The organism is Sphingomonas sp. ASY06-1R, from assembly GCF_052180265.1.
Classification (GTDB): Bacteria; Pseudomonadota; Alphaproteobacteria; order Sphingomonadales; family Sphingomonadaceae; genus Sphingomonas_I.
Genome location: NZ_CP197464.1, coordinates 3406214 through 3427100, shown reverse-complemented (window position 1 = coordinate 3427100; position 20887 = coordinate 3406214). Strand labels below are relative to the sequence as shown.

Sequence of the window (20887 nt, the reverse complement as noted above, 5' to 3'; positions counted from 1 at the left end):
ACAAAAATCGCTGTTCTTGTAATCCCTACCGTTTTGGTGGGAAATTCACCTGGAATTAACCAGGGGGATTCGCGTGAAGTTCAAGGCTGTTTTGCTCGTCAGTGCGGCACTGCTCCCGCTGGCGACGTTCGTTGTTGAGCCGGCGCGCGCGGCCGCCGCTCCTGCCGCCGATGTCAAAGAGCCCGACGCGGTCGCCGCGCCGATCGCCACCGATGCCGCGGACGGCGCAGCGGCGGCGGACGAAGTGGTCGTCACGGCCCGCCGCCGCACCGAAAATGTGCAGGATGTGCCGATCGCGATATCGGTCCTTTCGGGCAAAACGCTGGACGCGCAGGGCACCTATAATATCGGGCGGCTGACGCAGCTGCAGCCGACGCTGCAATTCTATTCGCAGAATCCGCGCAACACTTTCATCAACATCCGCGGCATCGGCGCGCCGTTCGGGCTGACCAACGATGGCTTCGAGCAAGGCGTCGGCATCTATATCGACGACGTTTATTATAACCGCATCGCATCCGCGACGCTGGACTTCGTCGATGTGGAACGGATCGAGACGCTGCGCGGACCGCAGGGCACGCTGTACGGCAAGAACACGACCGCCGGCGCGATCAATATCACCACGCGCGCACCCAGCTTCGATTTCGAGGCGCGCGGCGAAGCTTCGTTCGGCAACCTGAACTTCAAGCAGGCCAAGGCATCGATTTCGGGCCCGCTGTCGGAAAATGTCGCAGCGCGGATCAGCGTGACGGGGACCAGCCGGCGCGGCACCTTGTTCGATACCGCGCAGAGTGAATGGATCCAGTCGCAGGACAGCATCGGCATCCGCGGATCGATCCTGTGGCGGGCAACGCCCAGCGTGAACGTCACCCTCTCCGGCGATTTCAACCTGCAGGATCCGATCTGCTGTGCTTTTGCGTATGGCGGCTATGGCCCGACCCAGCGGCCCGCCAACCGGCAATATCCGGCGCTCATCTCCTACTTTCCGGGCTATCAGGTGCCCAGCACCAACCCCTATGATCGTCTGACGGACGCCGACGCGCCGCTCGCGGCCCGCAACGAACATGGTGGCCTGTCCGCACGCGTCGTGTGGGACCTGTCTGATCGCGATACGCTGACCTCGATCACCGCATGGCGCTATTGGGATTGGGCGCCCGGCAACGACCGCGATTACACGGGACTGCCCGTTTACGTGAAGGTCAACAATCCGACGAAGCAGAACCAGTATACGCAGGAATTCCGCTTCAACCATCAAAGCGACAGGATCGGATTCACGGCCGGCCTGTTCGCCTTCCATCAGGATATCCACACCAGCGGCATTCAGCAGACTGGCACGGCGGCCAGCAAATGGCTGCTGTCGCCGACCAGTGCGCTGTCCAACAATCCGGCGGTTCTGGACAATGTCACCGCGGTCAACGACATCCGGCTGAACAATACCAGCCTGGCGGCCTATGCGAAGGTGAACTGGACCATCGTGGAGGGGCTGACCCTCTCGCCCGGCGTGCGCGTGAATTACGACCGCAAGAAGGGCTTGTACGATTCGGTCGTCACCGGAACCGCGTCGGACGGCACGCGGCAGATCGTCTCGCCCGTGCCGGGATCGCCTTATTACAACGATCCCTGGACGGCGGCGCAGCGCGGCATCCAGGCCTCGCAATTTTTCGAGCCGCGGTTCAGCGCCTGGAACGTCTCCTACGATCTCAATCTCAGCTACAAGGTCGCCCCGGATGTGAACCTGTATGCAACCTATGCGCGGGCGTTCAAAACCGGCGGCATCAACTTGAATGGCGTTCCCGCCGATGCGAACGGTGCGCCGATTCTGGCCGCATCCACGATCAAGCCGGAGAAGGTCGACCATTTCGAGGCCGGCCTCAAAACCCAATTCTGGGATCGCCGCGCGACATTCAACCTGACCGGCTTCTGGACGGAGATTAGGGATTTCCAGGCCAACGTCACCAATGGCCAGTTCGGCACGGTGCGCGGCTATCTGGCGAACGCGCAAAAGGTGCGCAGCCGTGGCATTGAGGCGGACTTCTCGATCCGTCCGAGCGAACGGTTCAGTGCTTATGCCAGCGGTGCTTATACCGATGCCAAATATACTAAATTCGTTGACGCGCCCTGCCCGCCGGAATTGTCGGGCGGGACGACCGTGACCGGTAACCAGCAACCGGGCGCACCCGGCGTGCCCGGCGCGCTCAGCCCGGCCAATTGCAACGTCTCCGGCCAGGTCCTGCCCGGCGTGTCGAAATGGGCAGGCTCATGGGGGGCGGAGGCGAATGTTCCCGGCGGCTTGTTCGACCAGGATGGCCAATTCTACGTCGGCTATGACGCGAGCTATCGTTCCAAATGGTCGTCCAACCCGTCGCCGTCCATTTACACCTGGGTGAAAGGCTATTCGCTGCACAATTTCAGGGCCGGCTTCCGCACCGCCAAGTTCGATGTCTATGGCTGGGTGCGCAATGCGTTCGACCGCAATTATATCGACCTGCTGCTGGCCGGAACGGGCGGCAATACCGGGCTGATCGCGGCCCAGGTCGGCGATCCCCGCACGTGGGGCGGCACGATCAAGCTGACATTCTGAACCAAGAGCAGGCCTGCTCCCTGGCGCGTGGGTGGCGCCGGGGACAGGCTCGACGCACGCTTTCGCGACAACTCCGCAGCATGCGATTCGGTGGTGAGGGGATGCCGGGCCGCGATGGGGGATCCCGGAAAATTGCTGGTCGGGGCGACAGGATTCGAACCTGCGACCCTCAGACCCCCAGTCTGATGCGCTACCAGGCTGCGCCACGCCCCGACCTAAGCGCCGGCCAACTAGAGATAGACGGCGCACTTGGCAAGCACGGCATTGCCCGCCGCGACGGGTCGTGATAGTCGCCCGGCCTTCCTGCAGCCGACACGCGATTTCCGCGCGGCGCACCAGCAGTTTCGGGGCCTCTTTTCCATGTTCGCATCGCCCGCTTACGCCCAGGCAGCCGGCGCAGCGCCGTCCAGCACGCTTCAGGGCCTACTGAGTTCGCCGCTGCCGATCATGATCGTCATCATGGCGATCTGGTGGGTGTTGATCATCAATCCGCAGCGTAAGGCGCAAAAGAACCAGCGCGCAAAGATCGAGGCGGCCAAAAAGGGCGACACGGTCGTCACCGGCGGCGGGCTGATCGGCAAGGTCATCAAGTCCGACGGCGATGAAGTGGAACTGGAGCTTGGCCCCAATATCCGCGTCCGCGCGCTGCGCTCGACGCTGAGCGATATTCGTCCGCTCGGCGCCCCGGCAAACGACTGAAGCGGACGCTACAACGATGCTCGATTTTCCGCGCTGGAAGGTGATATCGATCTGGCTGGTTCTGCTGATCGGTGTTGCCCTTGCGATCCCCAGCCTCATGCCCGCCGGCATTTCCAGCCGGCTTGGGCTGGCGGGTATGCCCCACATCAATTTGGGCCTCGACCTTCAGGGCGGCAGCCATTTGCTGCTCGAGGCGGACACGGCCGATCTCGCCAAGCAGAACCTCCAGAAGATGGAGGAGACGATCCGCACCGAAATGCGGCGCGGCGACACCAAGATCGGGATCGGGGACATTTCGACCGCGAACGGCCGTCTGTCGTTCTTCGTGCGCGATATCGGTCAGCTGGATGCCGCGGTCGAACGTGCGCGCAGCCAGACCCAGGCGGTCGGCGTGACCGGCCAGCGCGACTGGAACGTCAATGTCGTCGACGCAACGCGGATCGTCATGACACCGACCGACGCCGGCATCGCCAATAGCGTCAAGAATGCGATGGAGACCGCGACCGAGGTCGTGCGCAAGCGCATCGATTCGCTTGGCACGAAGGAGCCGACGATCGTACGGGAGGGCACCACCCGTATCCTCGTCCAGGTGCCGGGTGAGCAAAATCCCGCCGCACTGAAGGCGCTGATCGGCAAGACCGCCAAGCTCGAATTCAAGATGGTCGACATGACCGCCGACCCCGCCCAGGTCGCCGCCGGCCGCGCACCTGCCGGCAGCCAGATATTGCCCTTCGTCAAGGAAGCGAACGACCCCGCCAACGCGCCGCCGCGCACGATTGCGGTCCAGCGGCGAGCCATTCTGTCTGGCGACGATTTGACCGACGCGGGCCTAGATAAGGATGACAACGGCCAGCCGGCTGTCAGACTCAAGTTCAATGCGTCGGGCGGCCGCAAGTTCGCGCGGGCAACGCAGGAAAATTCGGGCAAATTGTTCGCCATGATCCTCGACAATCAGGTGCTGTCGGCACCGCGCATTGACGAGCCGATCCTGGGCGGTAACGCGATCATCCATGGCAGCTTCACCACCGACAGCGCCAACCAGCTCGCCATCGCGCTGCGTTCGGGTAAGTTGCCGGTCGACCTGAAGGTGATCGAGGAGCGTACCGTCGGGCCGCAGCTCGGCGCCGATTCCATTCATGCCGGCGTCGTCGCATCGGTGATCGCCAGCGTCGCGGTAATCGTGTTCATGCTCGTCACCTATGGCCGGTTCGGCGTCTACGCGAACCTGGCGGTGATCTTTAACATCTTCGTCATTCTCGCCGTGATGGCGCTGTTCAATGCCACGCTGACGCTGCCGGGCATCGCCGGTTTCGTGCTGACGATCGGTACTGCGGTGGATGCCAACGTGCTGATCAACGAGCGCATCCGTGAGGAGCGACGACGTGGCCGAGGCGTCGTACAATCGGTGGAGCTTGGCTATAAGGAGGCGAGCCGGACCATCTTCGAAGCGAATACGGTCCATCTCATCTCGGGCATCATCATGTTGGCGCTCGGTTCCGGACCGATCAAGGGCTTCGCGGTGGTGCTGTTGATCGGTATCTTCATCTCCTACTTCACCGCGGTCGTCTTCACCCGTATGCTTACTGCCGGTTGGATCAGGCGTAATCGCCCGACGGAGATCCACATCTGATGCGCCTCCTGAAACTCGTTCCCGACAACACGAATATCGGCTTCGTTCGCCTGCGCTATTGGGCGTTCGGCCTGACCGCGCTGTTGACGATCGCCGCCGCGGTATTGGTGGGCGTGCGTGGTCTCAATTTCGGCGTCGACTTCAATGGCGGTATCCTGATCGAGGCGCGTTTCCCAACGCCGCCAAGCATCGACGTGGTCCGTACCGAGGTCGATGATATGCACGTTGGCGAAGCGGGCGTGACCACCTTCGGTGGATCCAACACGCTGTCCATTCGCCTGCCGCTGCCGAACTCGACGGACGAAGGGGCGACCAATCGACTCGTCAAGAACGTGCAGTCGAATTTGGAAGCCAAGCATCCCGGGGTGACGTTCAACCGCGCCGAAACGGTGTCGGGCAAGGTCTCGGGCGAGCTGATCCAGAAGGGTCTGATGGCCGTATTCCTCGCGGTGTTCGCGATCGCGGTCTTCTCGTGGCTGCGCTACGAATGGCAGTTCGGCGTTTCGACCTTTGTCGCAATCGTGCACGACGTGCTGGTGACGCTCGGTTTCTTCGCGCTGACGCGGCTGGAATTCGATCTCAACATCGTCGCCGCGGTGCTGACGATCATCGGCTATTCGATCAACGACAAGATCGTCATCGACGATCGCATCCGCGAGAATATGCGCAAATATCGGCAGATGGACATGCGCGCGCTCATCGACCTTTCGGTCAACGAAACGCTGCCGCGTACGGTGATGACCTCGCTGACGGTGTTGCTGGCGCTCGGTGCCCTGCTGATCTTCGGCGGGCCGGTGTTGCGGGGCTTCACGGCTGCGATGATGCTGGGCGTGATCGTCGGCACCTATAGCTCGATCTACGTGTCGAGCTCGCTGCTGATCTCGCTCGGTCTCACGCCGCATGCTGCACCTGTCGAGAGGAAGGGCAAAAGCGGCCCCTCGTCAGGTGCGGAGCGGATTCGCTGACCGAACGCGCCTCGCTTCATGGGGCGGCAATCTGTGCGTCTCTATCGCACCGCCTCATAACGCTTCCCGCGGTTCGGGTGCTGGTCTAAAGGGTCGCCTCTATGCGTCTTTCCCGTCTTCGCTTTGCGTTCGCCGCAAGCCTCGTCTCCGCGCTGCTCCTGACCGGGAGCGCGGGCCAAGCCGCCGACAAGAAGTCGAGCAAGGAGAATAATCGCTACGTCGCGCGCGATGTGGAGACGCTGTACAATGCAGCCAAGAACCAGCTTGATCGCAAGCGCTACAAGGTTGCCGCTGTTCTCTTCGACGAAGTCGAGCGCCAGCACCCTTATTCGGTCTGGGCACGCCGCGCCGAGCTGATGAGCGCGTTCAGCCATTATCTGGCGCAAGATTATCCCGAATCGATCGAAAGCTCGCGGCGCTTTCTGTCGATCCATCCTGGCAACAAGGATGCGCCTTACGCGATGTATCTGATCGCGGTGGCCTATTACGAGCAGATCGGCGACGTGAACCGCGACCAGAAGATCAGCGCGCAGGCGCTCGATGCGATGGGCGATCTGATCCGCCGTTACCCCGATTCGCCTTATGCGTCCGATGCGCGGCTGAAGATCGATCTGATCAACGACCATCTCGCCGGGCGTGAGATGGATATCGGGCGTTTCTATCAGCGGCGCCACGAATGGCTGGCGTCGGTCTATCGCTTCCGAAAGGTCGTCGATTCCTACCAGACGACCAGCCATGTGGCGGAAGCCCTGCTGCGTCTGACCGAAAGCTATCTGGAACTCGGTATTCCGGAACAGGCGCATCGGACCGCGGCGGTACTTGGCGCCAACTTCCCGGGCAGTGACTGGTATGAGCGCGCATATGCGCTTATCCAGAAGACTGAGGGCAGCGCACCCAAGGGCAAAGACAAGGCGTAAGCCGCACTGCCCTGATCCGCGCGGAAAGGGCAGGCTTCCATGGCAACGTTCGATCCGGGCGCGGCAACCGCCGCCTATATGGCGACCTTGTCGCCGGCGGCGCATGCCAAGGCCATCGCTTATACGCATGGCAGTGAATGGCTGATCCTGTGGACCTGCCTGGTCTCCATCGCCGCCTCGTGGCTGATCCTCCGGAGCGGCATCCTGCGCCGCTTGCGCGAGCGGGTGGACCCCGATGGCCGGCGGCCGAAACGCGCGGTGCTCGCGATCAGCGCCGCATTCGTGCTGCTGACCTTCCTGCTGGAATTGCCCTGGTCAATCTACACCTCCTGGTGGCGCGAACGCAGCTACCAGCTGAGCTCGCAATCCTTCGGCAGCTGGCTGGGCGACACGGCAAAAGCGTTGCCCATTTCCCTGATTATCACCACGCTGTTCCTGCTGGCTCTCTACACGCTGATCCGACGAGCGCCGCGAAGCTGGTGGCTCTGGGCATCCGGCGTCACGGCGGGCGGCGTGATCCTGATCGTGATCATTGCGCCCCTCTTCATCGAGCCGCTGTTCAATCAATATACGCCGGCGCCCGAGGGGCCGGTCAGGACAGAGGTCGTCAGGCTGGCCGAGGCGACCGGTGTGCCCCATGACAAGATCCTGATCTACAACGGCTCCAAGCAGTCCGATCGCTATACCGCCAATGTGTCCGGCCTCTTCGGCACCGCACGCGTCGCGATGAGCGACACTATGTTCAAGCAGCATGCCGACAGGTCGGAGGTGATCGCTGTAGTCGGCCACGAAATGGGCCATTACGTGCACAAGCACATCCTCTGGTTCGCCGGGTGTATGTGCCTGATGGCGGTCGTTGCTTTCTGGCTGATCGACCGCCTCTATCCGCCGACGCGCGACCTCCTCCCCGGGGCGGCGGGCGTAGGCGGGCTGGCCGATCCTGCAGGCCTGCCCATCCTTATGATCATCGCATCGGTCCTTGGGCTGCTTTCAACACCCTTCAGCACGACCATGACCCGAGTGGCGGAAAGCGACGCCGATCGTTTCTCGCTGGACAATGCGCACGAGCCGGACGGCCTGGCAAAGGCCTTGGTGAAGACGATCGCCTATCGCGCCTCCTCCCCGGGAAGGTTGGAGGAAATCATCTTCTACGACCATCCTTCGGTCGAGCGCCGTGTGCACCGGGCGATGCTGTGGAAGGCCGCGCACCCTGATCGTGTCGGTGCCCCCTATGGCCCGCTCCCGCGGGGCACATAGGATCACGACGAACCGATCCGGTATCGTGACCGAAGCTACCAAAAGGCGACGATCCGCCACCGCCTGTCAGTCCCCATTGCTCGCGGTATCAGGGTTGCGAGCATGACTGAGCCTTGTGCTGCGATTCAGAGTCGCGATGATCCCGGGATCGCTGTTCAACGCTGCTGCTGCTCGGCTAAGAGCATCGCATGCTGACTGGCCTCGTCATCCGGGATGTCGTGCTGATCGAAGCGCTCGAACTGGAATTCGGGCCCGGGCTCGGCGCGCTCACCGGAGAAACCGGGGCGGGCAAATCGATCCTGCTCGATGCGCTCGGCCTGGCGCTCGGCGTGCGGGCGGATACGGGGCTGGTGCGGCAGGGCGCCGCGCAAGCCAGCGTCGCCGCCACTTTCGAAGTTCCGGCCGATCACCCCGCACTGGCATTGCTTGCCGGGGGCGATCTTGATCACGAAGCCGGCGAGCCGCTCGTCATCCGGCGCTCTGTGCGCGCAGACGGTGGTAGCCGTGCTTTTGTCAACGATCAGCCGGCGTCGGCCGCACTGCTGCGAACGCTGGGCGCGGCCCTGGTGGAAATCCACGGCCAGCATGATGATCGCGGGCTGCTCAACGCGCGTGGACATCGCGCCTTGCTCGATACGTTCGGCCGCATCGATACCGGCCCCGCCGCTGCGGCGCATAAGCGCTGGCGCGCTGCGGAGGATGCCCTTGCCAGCGCCTCGGCAGACCTTGAAAATGCCGCGCGCGATCGCGCGTGGCTGGAGCATGCGGTAGCGGAACTTACCGCTGCATCACCTGAGCCAGGCGAAGAGGCGTTGCTCGCCGAAGAACGTGCCACGATGCAAAAAGGGGCGCGGCTGGCCGAGGAGCTCGAAACCGCCGGGGCGCTGCTGGAAGGATCGCAGGGCGGTCTGGCGCAACTGCGGCAAGCGGCCCGTCGGCTTGATCGGCTTGCGTCGGAACATGACACGCTGGCCCAGGCCTTGGCGGCGGTCGACCGTGCCGTGATCGAAGCGTCCGAAGCGGAGGACCATCTCGCCGCCGCGCGGGCTGCTTTTGCCTATGATCCCGCCCGGTTGGACGCGATGGAAACGCGGCTTTTCGACCTGCGGGCGCTGGCGCGCAAGCATCGGGTGGAGCCGGACGAGCTGGCGGCGCTGGCGCAGGAGCTAGCCGCGCGCCTGGCCCGGATCGAGGCAGGCGGGGAGGGGCTCGCGGCCCTTCAACGCGAAGTGACGTCCGCGCGGACGTCATATCTGGAGCAGGCGGACATGGTTTCTGCGGCGCGTGGAGCGGCGGCAGGCCGCCTGGATGCCGCCGTCGCTGCCGAACTGGGGCCGCTCAAGCTGGATGCCGCCCGCTTTCGAACCAGGGTCGAGCTTGTCCCTGACAATGTTTGGGGGCCGGACGGCCGCGACCGGGTGGAGTTCGAAATCTCGACCAATCCTGGTGCGCCGTTTGCGCCGCTCGTGAAGATCGCCAGCGGCGGTGAATTGTCGCGGTTCATTCTCGCGCTCAAGGTGGCTTTGGCGGAGGAGGGCGGCGCCGGGACGATGATCTTCGATGAGGTCGATCGCGGCGTCGGCGGCGCGGTGGCCGCCGCGATCGGCGATCGACTGGCGCGCCTGGCACAGACGGCACAGATCCTGGTGGTAACGCACAGTCCGCAGGTCGCGGCGCGGGCGGATCGCCACTGGCTGATCGCCAAACGCTCCGACGGCCTGGTTGCGCGCACCGGCATCCATCGCCTCGATTCGTCGGAGCGGCGGGAAGAAATTGCGCGGATGCTGTCCGGCGCGGAGGTAACCGATGAAGCCCGCGCCCAAGCGGAACGGCTGCTGGCCGCGGCCTGAACGTGAGAAGGGCGGCACAGGCTTTGCCCGGCCGCCCTATCATCTCATGAACCCGGCATCCCGGGCATGATGCACGCCCTTACGGGCGCGGCATCACTTGATTTTTGCTTCCTTGAAATCGACGTGCTTGCGCACGACGGGATCATATTTGCGGAAGGACATCTTCTCGGTCTGGTTACGCGGATTCTTCTTCGTGACGTAGAAGAAGCCGGTATCGGCCGAGCTGACGAGCTTGATCTTGACGGTGGTCGGCTTGGCCATGACCCAAATTCCTGCGCTATCTGAAGGCCGCCATCGCAGGCGGTCCAAAAAATAAAGCGGCGTCACCGCCGCTCGATCGATGGGCGCTTTGCCGCCGCATCCGCCAAAAGTCAAGGGAGGTGCACGGAGTTAAAGCTCGTTGCGCAACGCCAACCTTCTCGCCGATCAGAGTGATCAAGATTATTGGGGAGCAAAGAGCCGATTCGCGGTTTAGCCCCTCTGAACGCTTATATGGAGATGAATCATGGCGGACACACCAGCCCCCAAGTTGGCGACCCCAACCGATCTGCAGTCGAACGAGCTTTCCAGCGTGGCAGACGCGCTGAACGCATCGCTCGCCGATTGCTTCGCACTCTATATCAAGACGAAGAATTTCCACTGGCACGTCTCGGGCCCGCACTTCCGGGATTACCATCTGTTGATGGACGATCAGGCGACGCAGATTTACGAGATCACCGACGCCATCGCCGAGCGCGTCCGCAAGACGGGCAACACGACGCTGCGCTCGATCGGTGACATTGCGCGTCATCAGACGCTGAAGGACAATGACGCCCAGTTCGTCGATGCCGCCGCCATGCTCAGCGAGCTGCGGGACGACAATCTGAAGCTGGTCGAAGGCTTTCGCAAGGTGAAGGAACTGGCAGACGAAGCCAAGGATAACGCCACGAGCGGCATTGTCGACGAGTGGACCGATCAGGCGGAGGAGCGGGCCTGGTTCCTGTTCGAGGCCAGCCGCAAGGCATAAGATCGGCGGAGCGGAACAGCCCCGCGGATAAGTCGTTGAGGCAGCGTAAGGAGTCCTTTCATGCTCAAACTCGCACTTATCTTTCTGGTCATCGGCCTTATGCTCGGTGTCCTGGGGTTCGGCGGGATCGGCGGCGCTTTCGTCGAAATCGCCAAGATCCTGTTCTTCATCGCTCTGGTTCTGTTCGTGATCTTCCTCGTATTGGCCTTGTTGGCTGGTCGAGCAGTCACCTGATCCGATCGATCGATGGATGAAGCAAAGGGCGGCACGATGTGCCGCCCTTTGTGTTTAATCGAAGATGCGCCAATTTTCTCAGCTGCTGGATGGCCTGGTCTATACGCGTTCGCGCAATGCGAAGCTGAAGCTGATCGCCGATTATCTGCGCGAAACCCCGGATCCCGATCGCGGCTGGGCGATGGCGGCGCTCACCGGCGGACTCAATCTTCCCGGAGTGAAAGCATCCGCGATCAAGGCGCTGGTCGACGAGCGCGTCGATCCGGTCCTGTTTGCGATGAGCCGCGACTTCGTCGGCGATCTGGCGGAAACCGCGGCGTTGCTGTGGCCCAAGCCCCCGGGCATTCCGCCGGAGATCGATACCGGCGCACTGGGCCTCGGCGCCGTCATCGAACGGCTGATGACGCTCGGGCGGGCAGAAGCGCCGCGCGCGCTGGCGGGCATGCTCGATCAACTCGATGCATCGGGTCGCTATGCGCTGTTGAAGCTGGCAACCGGAGAATTGCGTGTCGGCGTCTCTGCCCGTCTCGCGAAAACGGCGCTGGCGCAGGCATTCGGTTTGGACGTCAATCAGGTCGAGGAAGTGTGGCACGGGCTCCAGCCACCCTACCGATCCCTGTTCGCTTGGGGGGAAGGTCTCGGCGCGCAGCCGACCCCGGCCGACGTGCCCGTGTTCCGCCCGTTCATGCTGGCCCACCCACTTGAAGAATTGCGCGTCGACCTCGCGGATTATGCGGCCGAGTGGAAGTGGGACGGCATCCGCGTCCAGATCGTCGGGGTGGGCGGGCAGACGCGGCTGTATAGCCGGGCGGGTGACGATATTACGGGCAGCTTCCCGGATGTAGCGGCCGCCTTTGAGGTTGCCGGCGTGCTGGACGGCGAACTGCTCGTCAAAGGCGAAGCACAGGGCGGCGGGATCGAACATGAGGGGGCAGCAAGCTTCAATGCGCTCCAGCAGCGGCTTGGCCGCAAGAATGTCTCCGCCAAGATGCAGGCGGACTTTCCCGCGTTCGTCCGCCTGTACGATATCCTGTTCGACGGCGCGGAAGATGTGCGAACGCTCGGCTGGACCGAGCGGCGCGCTCGCCTGGAAAGCTTCGTGGCGCAGCTGGATTCCAGCCGGTTCGATCTTTCCGCGGTGATCGAGGCGGACAGCTTCGAAGCGCTTGAGGATATCCGGGCCAATGCGCGGGACGCCGCGATCGAGGGCATGATGCTCAAAAGGCGCGATTCGCCCTATATTGCCGGGCGCCGCACGGGCCTTTGGTATAAATGGAAACGCGATCCGCTCACCGCCGACTGCGTGATGATGTATGCCCAGCGCGGACACGGAAAGCGCTCAAGCTATTATTCCGATTATACATTCGGTTGTTGGACGGCGCCGCCCGAGCAAGGCGGCGAGCTCCTTCCTGTCGGGAAAGCCTATTCAGGTTTCACCGACGAGGAGCTGAAATGGCTGGATCACTTTGTCCGCACGCGAACGGTGCAGCGGTTCGGCCCGGTCCGTGAAGTGGAAAAGAGCCTGGTCCTGGAAGTGGCGTTCGATTCGCTTCACCTTTCCAAGCGGCACAAATCGGGTTTGGCGATGCGGTTTCCGCGGATCGCGCGCATCCGCCGCGACAAGCCGGCGGAGGAGGCGGATCTGATTGCGACTCTGCAGCGCATGACGGGCTAGTTGATCGAGGTTGTAGCGCCAGCGCCACAGTCGGCGGCCATCGTTATCATTGATATTTCGTGTGAAACCCTGTGAAGCGAAAGGCGTTTAGGGTCGATCGTTTCGCGATCATATTACTTCTGCCTCGCCACGGAACCAGGCCATCGCTAGAAAGGCCGGCATGCAGAAAATCAAAGGGAAGACCATGGGCGTTGCCGAATTTTCGCGCCAGCTCTCCCGCACCGACCGTTCCGATCTGATCGCCTATGGGCGGGAAGTGATCGAGACAGAAGCTGAGGCATTGAACTCGCTCGTCGGTGCGCTGGATGACAATTTTGCGCGGGCTGTCACCACGATTTTGAACATCACGGGCCGACTGGTTACGACCGGCATCGGCAAATCCGGCTATATCGCACGCAAATTTTCCGCGACATTGGCGTCCACCGGCACGCCGTCGCTTTATGTCCATCCGGTCGAAGCGGCGCATGGCGACCTCGGCATGCTGATGGCGGGCGACGGCCTGCTTGCTTTCTCCAATTCGGGCAGCACGGCGGAGCTTCAGCCGATCCTGGATTATGCCGCCAAGCTCGGCCTCAGCGTGATCGGCATCGCGTCGCGCGCGGATTCGCTGCTGATGCGGCAGGCGGATGTCAAACTGCTGTTGCCGCGGGTCGATGAGGCATGTCCCGCCAATCTGGCACCGACGACGTCCACCGCCATGATGATGGCGCTGGGCGATGCGCTGGCAATGACGACGATGCGCGCGCGGGGCGTCTCCACCGCTGGCTTCGCCGCGCTTCATCCGGGTGGTACGATCGGCAAGCGGCTGATGCGGGTCGCGGCGATCATGCATCGGGAAAGCGCGATGCCTTTCGTCGCGCCGGAAACCTCGATGCGCGACGTGATCGTCACGATGACGTCGATGAGCTTCGGCATTGCCGGCGTCGTCGATGCGAGCGGTGCCCTGATCGGTGTCATCACCGACGGCGATTTGCGGCGTCATCTCGATGGCCTCATGGAGGCGACCGCCGCCGACGTCATGACGTGCGATCCGGTATGGGTGTCGCCTGGCACGTTCGTCGAAGATGCGCTGACCGCGATGAACGCGCACAAGATCACCGCCATGTTTGCGATCGAGGATGCCGAAACGCGCCGCCCGGTCGGGCTGGTGCATGTCCACGATTTCCTTCGCCTGGGGATCGCTTGAAGAGCCTGTCATGACGACGACGATTGTCGTCCCCGCGCGTTACGCCTCCACCCGCTACCCCGGAAAGCCGCTGGTCGATCTGCGCGGCGCAGGCGGTGATGCCAAACCGCTAATCCGGCGCAGCTGGGAGGCGGCGATTGCCGTGCGCGGCGTCGCGCAGGTGGTCGTGGCGACCGATGACGATCGTATCGCACAGACGGCACGCGGCTTCGGCGCGCGGGTGGCGATGACGCCCGCCAACGCACGCAACGGCACGGAACGGTGTGCGGCTGCCCTCGATGCGCTGGGCGATGCCGATCTGATCGTGAACCTGCAAGGCGATGCGCCGTTGACGCCGCCCAGCTTCGTCGAAGCGCTGATTGAACGGATGATGGCGGACCCGTCGATCCAGGTGGCGACACCGGCCGTTCGGGCTACCGCCGGAATCCATCGCCGCTTGTTGGCGGATCAGCAGGCCGGACAGGTCGGCGGAACGACGGTCGCAATCGGCACGAACGGCGACGGGCTGTATTTTTCGAAATCCGTGATCCCGCATGTAAGCTCTGACCGTCTGGGCGATCCGGCATTGCCGGTCTTCCTCCACATCGGCGTCTACGCCTATCGCCGCGCCGCGCTGGAGGCCTATGCCGCGCTGGCGCCGACCCCGCTGGAGCTGCTGGAAGGATTGGAGCAGCTGCGCTTCGTCGAAAGCGGCATGCCCGTGCGGGTGGTCGAGGTGGAGACCCCGGGCTATGACATCTGGGAATTGAACAACCCGCACGATGTCGCCCCGATCGAGGCGGCATTGGCAGCCCGAGGCATAGCATGAGCGTATCGACTTGGGATCTTTGCGGCCGCACTATCGGCCTGCAGGAGCCATTTTTCCTGATTGCCGGGCCGTGCGTGATCGAGAGTGAAGCCATGGCATTGGCTGTAGCCGAAACCTTGCGCGGCATTGCCGACCGGCTTGGCATCCTGCTGATCTACAAGAGCTCGTTCGACAAGGCGAACCGTAGCGCAGGCAGTTCCTTTCGCGGTCCCGGGCTGCAGGAAGGTCTGCGTATCCTGGAGAAGGTGCGCGCCGAAACCGGCCTGCCGGTGCTGACCGATGTGCATGAGGTGCATCAGGTGCGGCCTGTCGCCGACGTCGTGGACGTGCTGCAGACCCCGGCATTCCTGGCACGGCAGACCGATCTGATCGAGGCGGTCGCGACCTCCGGCAAGCCAGCCAATATTAAGAAGGGGCAGTTCATGGCCCCTGGCGATATGGTCAACGTCATCGCCAAGGCCCGAACGGCGGCTGAAACTGCCGGCACGACGTCGACCTTGATGGTGGCCGAGCGGGGCGCCTCATTCGGCTATCACAATTTGGTCGTGGATATGCGCGGACTGGTCATCATGCGGGATACCGCTTGTCCGGTCATTTTCGACGCAACCCATTCCGTGCAGCTGCCGGGCGGAAATGGCACGACGTCGGGCGGGCAGCGCGAATTCGTCCCCGTATTGGCGCGCGCCGCCGTGGCCGTGGGCGTCAGCGGCCTGTTCATGGAAACGCACCCCGATCCGGCACAGGCCAAGTCTGATGGTCCCAATGCGTGGCCGCTGGATCAGCTGGAAAGCCTGCTGACGTCACTGCTGGCGATCGATCGGACGGTGAAAGGCGACAGCAGGTGAACGTGCAGCCGGGGACCATGGTCGCCTCGGACGAGCTGTTTCGTTCCGAGGAACTGCTGGTTCGGCGCGTCGGCGGCTTTGGCAGTCACCTGTGCTATGTGACGTTCGATTCCTACACCGATAATCGCACGCTCGATCGGCAGGGTTTCGGGGAGGCCTATTTTCGCGGCCGCGGCATCGATGCCATCCACGTGCTCAGTCGCGATAATCATTGGTATCAATATCCTGAGCTCGACACGGCGATCGCGCGCATAGCGGCAGCGACGGCCGGCTATGATCAGGTGATCGCCTACGGATCCAGCATGGGCGGGTTCGCCGCATTGCATTACGGCGCGGCCTGCGGCGCCCGGATCGGCATCGGCCTCTCACCCCAATTCAGTGTCGATCCGGCGGTGGTGCCGTTCGATCGTCGTTGGGCTGACGATGTGGCGCGCATTCGTTTCCGCAGCGACGCAGCGATGCCGCTGCAGCGGCAATATGTCGTGTACGATCCGCGCGATCCGCACGACCGCCGTCATTTCGATCTGCTTGCCGCGCGTACGGCAACCTGCGCGATCCCCGTGCCGCATGGTGGGCACCCGGTTGGCGGCTACCTGGTCGAGACGGATATGATGCGGCGGCTGCTCGGCGATATCGAAGCGGGCACGTTCGATCATGCCGCATTCGCGCGCGAGCTGCGCCAGCGCCGGCGCCAGTCTGCCCATTATCTTTTTGTGTTGGCGCAGCGCATTGCGCCGCATCGGGCAAAGCAGAAGGTGGCGCTGGCGGCGCTCGCGGTCGAGACCCAGCCGGATAACCCCGTCTATCATAGCCAGCTGGCGGCGGCGCTGGATGCTGCCGGCGACTATCCCGCTGCCTTCGAAGTGCATCAACGCGCGCTCGCGATGACCGGCCACGGGCTCTACGCGCTGCATAACCTGCTGCTGCATCACGAGGGGCGGGGGCAGTTGGAGCAGGCGCTGGGCATTTCCGAGCGCTTGATGAACGAGCATCCGGGCGTGCTCTGGCTGCCGAAAGTGCGGGAGCGGCTACGCCGTAAGATGCGCCACCGCACATGGTTGGGGCAACTTGCGTCCCGTCTGTGCCTCGACCGCCTGCTCGACCGGTGCCTCGCCTGAGGCTTGGCCTCGCATCGCCGCGGATCGACCGCTAAGGGGGCGCCGATGGCGCTTTTCGCAATCTGGCAGGATGATGATGGGGCGCCCGATCTGGCGCCGGGCATCCATGCCGCACTTGAGGCCGATCTGCCGATCGTCGCCGAGCGCGTCACCCATGTCGCCATAGCGACGCCACATGGCCGCTGGCAGTTGAGCGCTTATGCGTGCGCCAGCCACTTCTATAGCGCGGACGCACAGGTGTTCGTCGACGGCGCGGGTGGCGCATGCGTGATCCATGGCCTGATATGGCGGATGGCAGGCGATACCGGGCGGCTACTGGATGCGCGGGCAACGGCCGCATTGCTGCGCCAACCGGGAATGGCGCTTCCCGATGATATTGCAGGCGAATATGCGATCGTGCGCCTGCATCCTTGCGGGACGCTGGAAGCTTTTGGCGATCGCGCAGGCCTGCATCACATCTTCCATTGCGCCGACGGTCGCCCGATTGTGGCGAACCGCGCAGGCTTTGTCGCCGGTATCGCGGGTGATCGGCAACCCGATGGCAAAGCGGGCGTATGGCTCGGTACGATCGGCTATCGGGTTGGGGACGGCAGTTCCTGGGTCGGCGTGCGCCAGCTTCGGCAAGGCGACCGGCTGATCCACGAGGAGGGCAAGGCGCGCATCGTGTCCGCTGCCCCGCAATTGCCGCGGCTGCGTGGTTTTGAGCATGGCGGAGACGAGCTGCTTGCGGAAGGATTGGCGCAGGCCAAAGCATCTATCCGCCTGGCAGCGGGTGCCGGCCCGCTGGAGCTGCCGATAACCGGCGGCAAGGACAGTCGGGCGGTTCTGGCGGTAGCACTGGCGGCGGGGCTGCGCGATCGCCTGACGCTGTTCACGCGCGGCTATGCCGGGCATCCGGACGTCGTCGTCGGCGCGCAGATTGCAGCGCGGATCGGCGTGCCGCATCGGCGGGAGCCGCCGCTCGGCTCCGATCTGTCGCCCGATCTCGCGCCGCGCGATTTCATACGTCTGCTGGCGACGATCGCCTGGCAGACGGACGGTGGGATGGGCGGCTGGGACAATGTCAGCGGCCATAACGTCGGCACTGGGACAATCGTGAGCGGTCATCTGGGCGAGGTCCTGAAAGCCTATGCCAAGCGCCTGCCGGACGGTGCGCTCGACGCGGTTGGAATGGTCCGGCTGCAGGCGCCGTTCGATCCGATGGCTTTGTTGCATGACCCGGCGCGCGCCTGCCTTGCCGAGCAAGTGTCCGGGCAAATGGCGGACGCACGTCGGGCGGGGGCGGACGAATTGGATCTCCCGGATCTTTTTTATTGGCGGAACCGCGTGCCTAACTGGCTCGGCGGCATCCGCAGCGTCAAATCCTTCGAGCGGCAGCCGATCCTGCCGCTGGGTGTGCCGGCACTGATGCGACTCGCCTTTCAGATGACGGCTATCGAGCGCAAGGCGGAGCTTGCCCATTACAAGCTGATCCAAAAAGCCGCGCCCGAGCTGATCGATCTCCCCTTCGCGCATCAGACGTGGGACGCCAGCCTTGGCGCCGCTTCGATCGAACCCGTGCTGGCACCGGCCGGATCGGCTTTGTTCGGCAGCTGGCAATGGTCGATCAACCGGGTGCCCGCGGTTCGAGCGACGCTGATCGCGCTGTTTGACGCGCTCGATATTCCCTTATGGCATGATGTCGATCGGACGCGGTTGATCGAGGCGTTGCGGGGGCGGCGGTTCGATTATTTCGACGGGATCAGCTTGCTCGGCTTTGCGGTGAGCGCGATCCATCAGGCGGGGCTTGGCCTGCCCTGGCGCCTTGGTGGCGTCGAACCGGCGGAGGCGCAGGTCGACCGTTTCGTGCAGGCGCCCGCGCTTCACGCGGTTGGCCACCTCGACGCGATCGACGGTACCGCGATCTGGGCCGACGATATTGTTCAGCTCCAGGGCGATGGGCCGCTGACGTTCAAGGGCTGGATGCAGGCGCCGGAATGGCCCGGCGCTACGCCGGTGATCGAGGCGCGAGTCGACGGACGGGTGGTGGGCGCGGTGGCCGCGGACGCCTTCCGCCGCGATCTGGCCCAGGCCGGGATCGGCGATGGGCATCACGGATTCAGCCTGACGATCAATGCCGCGGCCTTGCGAGGTGGCGGCGAACTGCTGCTCGCTATAGCCGGCGGAGAGTCCGGGCCTGCCGGTGGGCAGCTGGCCATCCGCTAGGTCCCCCAAGCGAGCCGGTTGCTCCGCGCCGTATGACGTGGGAGATGCGCGCCATGGCCGATCATCCCTACCGCCATCTTCCCGACAGCGCCTTCTGGCGACGGACCGTGGCGGCAGCAGGATCGGAGCTGGATCCGATCGCGGGGGATTTCCTCCGCATCGCGCCGACCGACAAGATCGCCACCGCGGGAAGCTGCTTTGCCCAGCATGTCGCGCGACATCTCGCCGCCTCCGGTTTCGCCTATCTCGTGACCGAAACGGCGCATCCCATCGTGCCGGAGGACGTGGCGCGGTCCGCGGGCTATGGCGTCTACACCGCGCGCTATGGCAATGTGTATACAACACTGCAGCTGGTACAGCTATTTGACCGCGCTTACGGTCATTACACACCTGCCGAAGATGTCTGGCGGACGGAAGGGGGCAGGTGTGTCGACCCCTTTCGCCCGACGATCCAGCCTGGCGGCTTTGCGTCCGAAGCAGAGATGCGGGCCGACCGGGAACAGCATTTTCGGCATGTGCGGACCGCTTTCGAAACCTTGGATGTCCTGATTTTCACGCTGGGGCTGACGGAAGCCTGGGTTTCCATGCAGGACGGTGCCGCTTTTCCCCTCTGCCCCGGCGTGGCGGGGGGCGTCTTCGATCCCGCGCTGCACGTCTTCCGCAACCTGCGCGCGGGCGAGGTACGTTCGCAGATCGACGCCTTCGCCGCGCGGCTGCGATCGGTAAACCCCTCGGCCCGGATCGTGCTGACGGTTTCTCCGGTGCCGCTGGCGGCAACGGCGTCCGGCAACCATGTTCTGCCCGCGACCATCTATTCCAAGTCGGTCCTTCGCGTCGCCGCGCAGGAAGCGGCCGAGGATCTCGACGCGGTTTTCTATTTCCCGTCCTATGAGATCATTACCGGTCCGCAGGCACGAGGGCGGTTCTTTGCCGAGAATTTGCGGGAGGTGACCGAAGACGGGGTCGAGCATGTGATGCGGATCTTCCTGCGCCACGCTGCAGGCATCGATGTCGGGACGCCCCAGCCGGCCGCGACCATGCCGGCGCCGGATGCGTTCACCGTGGAGGCAGCCCGGTGGGTCGAGACGATGTGCGACGAGGCCATGATCGACGACCAAAATGGCTGACCGCCGCCCGCAAGGCATGAACCTGCTGGTGGTCGGACAAAGTCACGTCGCCGCGATCCGTGCCGCCGCGAAGACCCACCGCGAAACCTATCCGGATGAGCCGCGTACGCGGGTGATCCACATGGCGGAGGCCGCCTATGTGCCCGAACTGACCGGTCAGGCCGGGACCGATTATCACGGTGCGCAGTTCGGGCCGAAACTTGCCGCGGCGATCGAGGATCAGATTGCGCGCCACCACCCACGCATCGCATCGGTAATCGGCGGCAACGCGCACAACATGCTCGCCCTGTTGCGTCATCCGCGACCGTTTGATTTCATGCTGACCGGGGTGGCAGGGCCTCCGCTCGATCCAGGTGCAGAGCTGGTGCCCGAGGCATTGGTGCGCGCGGCCTTGACGGAAAAGATGCAGCCCGATTTCGTGCGGCTTCGCCTGCTGGCTGGCTTTGCCGATTCGATCATCCACATCGAAAGCCCGCCGCCGGTACGGGACGACAGTTTCATCATCGCGCATGCGGAAGCCTGGTTTCGGGAGCGTAGCGGCGGCGCGGTACATGTCGCCGGCGCCGGCGTGCGGTGGCGGATATGGCGCCTCGCCTCCCGGCTGATGCGCGAGGCGGCCGAAACGTCGGGAATGAGGTTCATGACGGTGCCGGCGCATCTCGCCGATGCTGCCGGCTTCCTCAAGCCGGAATATGCCGGCGATCCAACGCATGGCAATGAGGCCTATGGGGCGGCGCTGATCGCCGCGCTGCTGGATTTTCCCATCCCCACCGACGCGGCATGACCT

Annotated in this window: 18 protein-coding genes and 1 tRNA gene; 17 read left to right on the top strand and 2 right to left on the bottom strand. The window is 63.8% G+C overall.

What is annotated here, in order from left to right; all coding sequences use genetic code 11:
• Window positions 1–73: 73 nt before the first annotated feature.
• Window positions 74–2578, top strand: coding sequence for a TonB-dependent receptor (locus ACSBM8_RS16065; RefSeq protein ID WP_442679000.1), 2505 nt, complete (start codon window positions 74–76; stop codon window positions 2576–2578).
• 136 nt (window positions 2579–2714) lie between these two features.
• Here the strand turns inward: ACSBM8_RS16065 and ACSBM8_RS16060 are convergent.
• Window positions 2715–2791: transfer RNA gene (locus ACSBM8_RS16060), tRNA-Pro, on the bottom strand.
• Between the two features lie 36 nt (window positions 2792–2827).
• On the opposite strand from ACSBM8_RS16060, the gene yajC reads away from it, so the two are divergent.
• The 6 genes from yajC (at window position 2828) to recN (ending at window position 9896) form a co-directional block, all read left to right on the top strand.
• On the top strand, window positions 2828–3277 hold the full coding sequence (yajC, locus tag ACSBM8_RS16055; RefSeq protein ID WP_442678999.1) for a preprotein translocase subunit YajC: 450 nt from the start codon (window positions 2828–2830) through the stop codon (window positions 3275–3277).
• A 16-nt stretch (window positions 3278–3293) separates the two neighbouring features.
• On the top strand, window positions 3294–4907 hold the full coding sequence (gene secD / locus ACSBM8_RS16050; RefSeq protein ID WP_442678998.1) for a protein translocase subunit SecD: 1614 nt from the start codon (window positions 3294–3296) through the stop codon (window positions 4905–4907).
• On the top strand, window positions 4907–5872 hold the full coding sequence (secF, locus tag ACSBM8_RS16045; RefSeq protein WP_442678997.1) for a protein translocase subunit SecF: 966 nt from the start codon (window positions 4907–4909) through the stop codon (window positions 5870–5872). Before secD ends, secF begins: the two co-directional genes overlap by 1 nt.
• Window positions 5873–5973: 101 nt before the next feature.
• The gene (locus ACSBM8_RS16040) at window positions 5974–6789 is read left to right on the top strand and encodes an outer membrane protein assembly factor BamD (protein ID WP_442678996.1); all 816 of its coding nucleotides are present in this window, start codon (window positions 5974–5976) and stop codon (window positions 6787–6789) included.
• 39 nt (window positions 6790–6828) lie between these two features.
• Window positions 6829–8046, top strand: coding sequence for a M48 family metallopeptidase (locus tag ACSBM8_RS16035; protein ID WP_442678995.1), 1218 nt, complete (start codon window positions 6829–6831; stop codon window positions 8044–8046).
• A gap of 188 nt (window positions 8047–8234) precedes the next feature.
• Window positions 8235–9896: a DNA repair protein RecN gene (recN, locus tag ACSBM8_RS16030; protein ID WP_442678994.1), complete on the top strand. Its 1662-nt coding sequence runs from the start codon at window positions 8235–8237 to the stop codon at window positions 9894–9896.
• A gap of 93 nt (window positions 9897–9989) precedes the next feature.
• Here the strand turns inward: recN and rpmG are convergent, their stop codons facing one another.
• Window positions 9990–10157 carry a 50S ribosomal protein L33 gene (gene rpmG, locus ACSBM8_RS16025; RefSeq protein ID WP_294389749.1) on the bottom strand — a complete coding sequence of 56 codons (168 nt, stop codon included), beginning with the start codon at window positions 10155–10157 and terminating at the stop codon, window positions 9990–9992.
• A gap of 244 nt (window positions 10158–10401) precedes the next feature.
• Here rpmG and ACSBM8_RS16020 point away from each other — a divergent pair, with 244 nt between their 5' ends.
• The 10 genes from ACSBM8_RS16020 (at window position 10402) to ACSBM8_RS15975 (ending at window position 20884) form a co-directional block, all read left to right on the top strand.
• Complete coding sequence (locus ACSBM8_RS16020) at window positions 10402–10902, top strand: Dps family protein (protein WP_442678993.1); 501 nt, start codon at window positions 10402–10404, stop codon at window positions 10900–10902.
• A gap of 60 nt (window positions 10903–10962) precedes the next feature.
• Window positions 10963–11136: a DUF1328 domain-containing protein gene (locus ACSBM8_RS16015; protein ID WP_442678992.1), complete on the top strand. Its 174-nt coding sequence runs from the start codon at window positions 10963–10965 to the stop codon at window positions 11134–11136.
• Between the two features lie 64 nt (window positions 11137–11200).
• Window positions 11201–12811 (top strand): cisplatin damage response ATP-dependent DNA ligase, encoded by a 1611-nt coding sequence (locus ACSBM8_RS16010; protein WP_442678991.1) that lies wholly within the window; start codon window positions 11201–11203, stop codon window positions 12809–12811.
• 160 nt (window positions 12812–12971) lie between these two features.
• Complete coding sequence (locus tag ACSBM8_RS16005) at window positions 12972–13997, top strand: KpsF/GutQ family sugar-phosphate isomerase (protein WP_442678990.1); 1026 nt, start codon at window positions 12972–12974, stop codon at window positions 13995–13997.
• A 10-nt stretch (window positions 13998–14007) separates the two neighbouring features.
• Entirely contained in the window at window positions 14008–14805 is a 798-nt protein-coding gene (gene kdsB / locus ACSBM8_RS16000) for a 3-deoxy-manno-octulosonate cytidylyltransferase (protein ID WP_442678989.1), read from the top strand.
• Entirely contained in the window at window positions 14802–15650 is an 849-nt protein-coding gene (gene kdsA, locus ACSBM8_RS15995) for a 3-deoxy-8-phosphooctulonate synthase (protein ID WP_442678988.1), read from the top strand. The genes kdsB and kdsA overlap by 4 nt, the downstream gene beginning before the upstream one ends.
• Window positions 15647–16768 carry a tetratricopeptide repeat protein gene (locus ACSBM8_RS15990; RefSeq protein WP_442678987.1) on the top strand — a complete coding sequence of 374 codons (1122 nt, stop codon included), beginning with the start codon at window positions 15647–15649 and terminating at the stop codon, window positions 16766–16768. The genes kdsA and ACSBM8_RS15990 overlap by 4 nt, the downstream gene beginning before the upstream one ends.
• A 45-nt stretch (window positions 16769–16813) precedes the next feature.
• Complete coding sequence (locus ACSBM8_RS15985) at window positions 16814–18973, top strand: hypothetical protein (RefSeq protein ID WP_442678986.1); 2160 nt, start codon at window positions 16814–16816, stop codon at window positions 18971–18973.
• A gap of 53 nt (window positions 18974–19026) precedes the next feature.
• Window positions 19027–20100: a GSCFA domain-containing protein gene (locus ACSBM8_RS15980; RefSeq protein WP_442678985.1), complete on the top strand. Its 1074-nt coding sequence runs from the start codon at window positions 19027–19029 to the stop codon at window positions 20098–20100.
• Window positions 20093–20884 carry a hypothetical protein gene (locus ACSBM8_RS15975; RefSeq protein WP_442678984.1) on the top strand — a complete coding sequence of 264 codons (792 nt, stop codon included), beginning with the start codon at window positions 20093–20095 and terminating at the stop codon, window positions 20882–20884. Before ACSBM8_RS15980 ends, ACSBM8_RS15975 begins: the two co-directional genes overlap by 8 nt.
• Window positions 20885–20887: the final 3 nt, after the last annotated feature.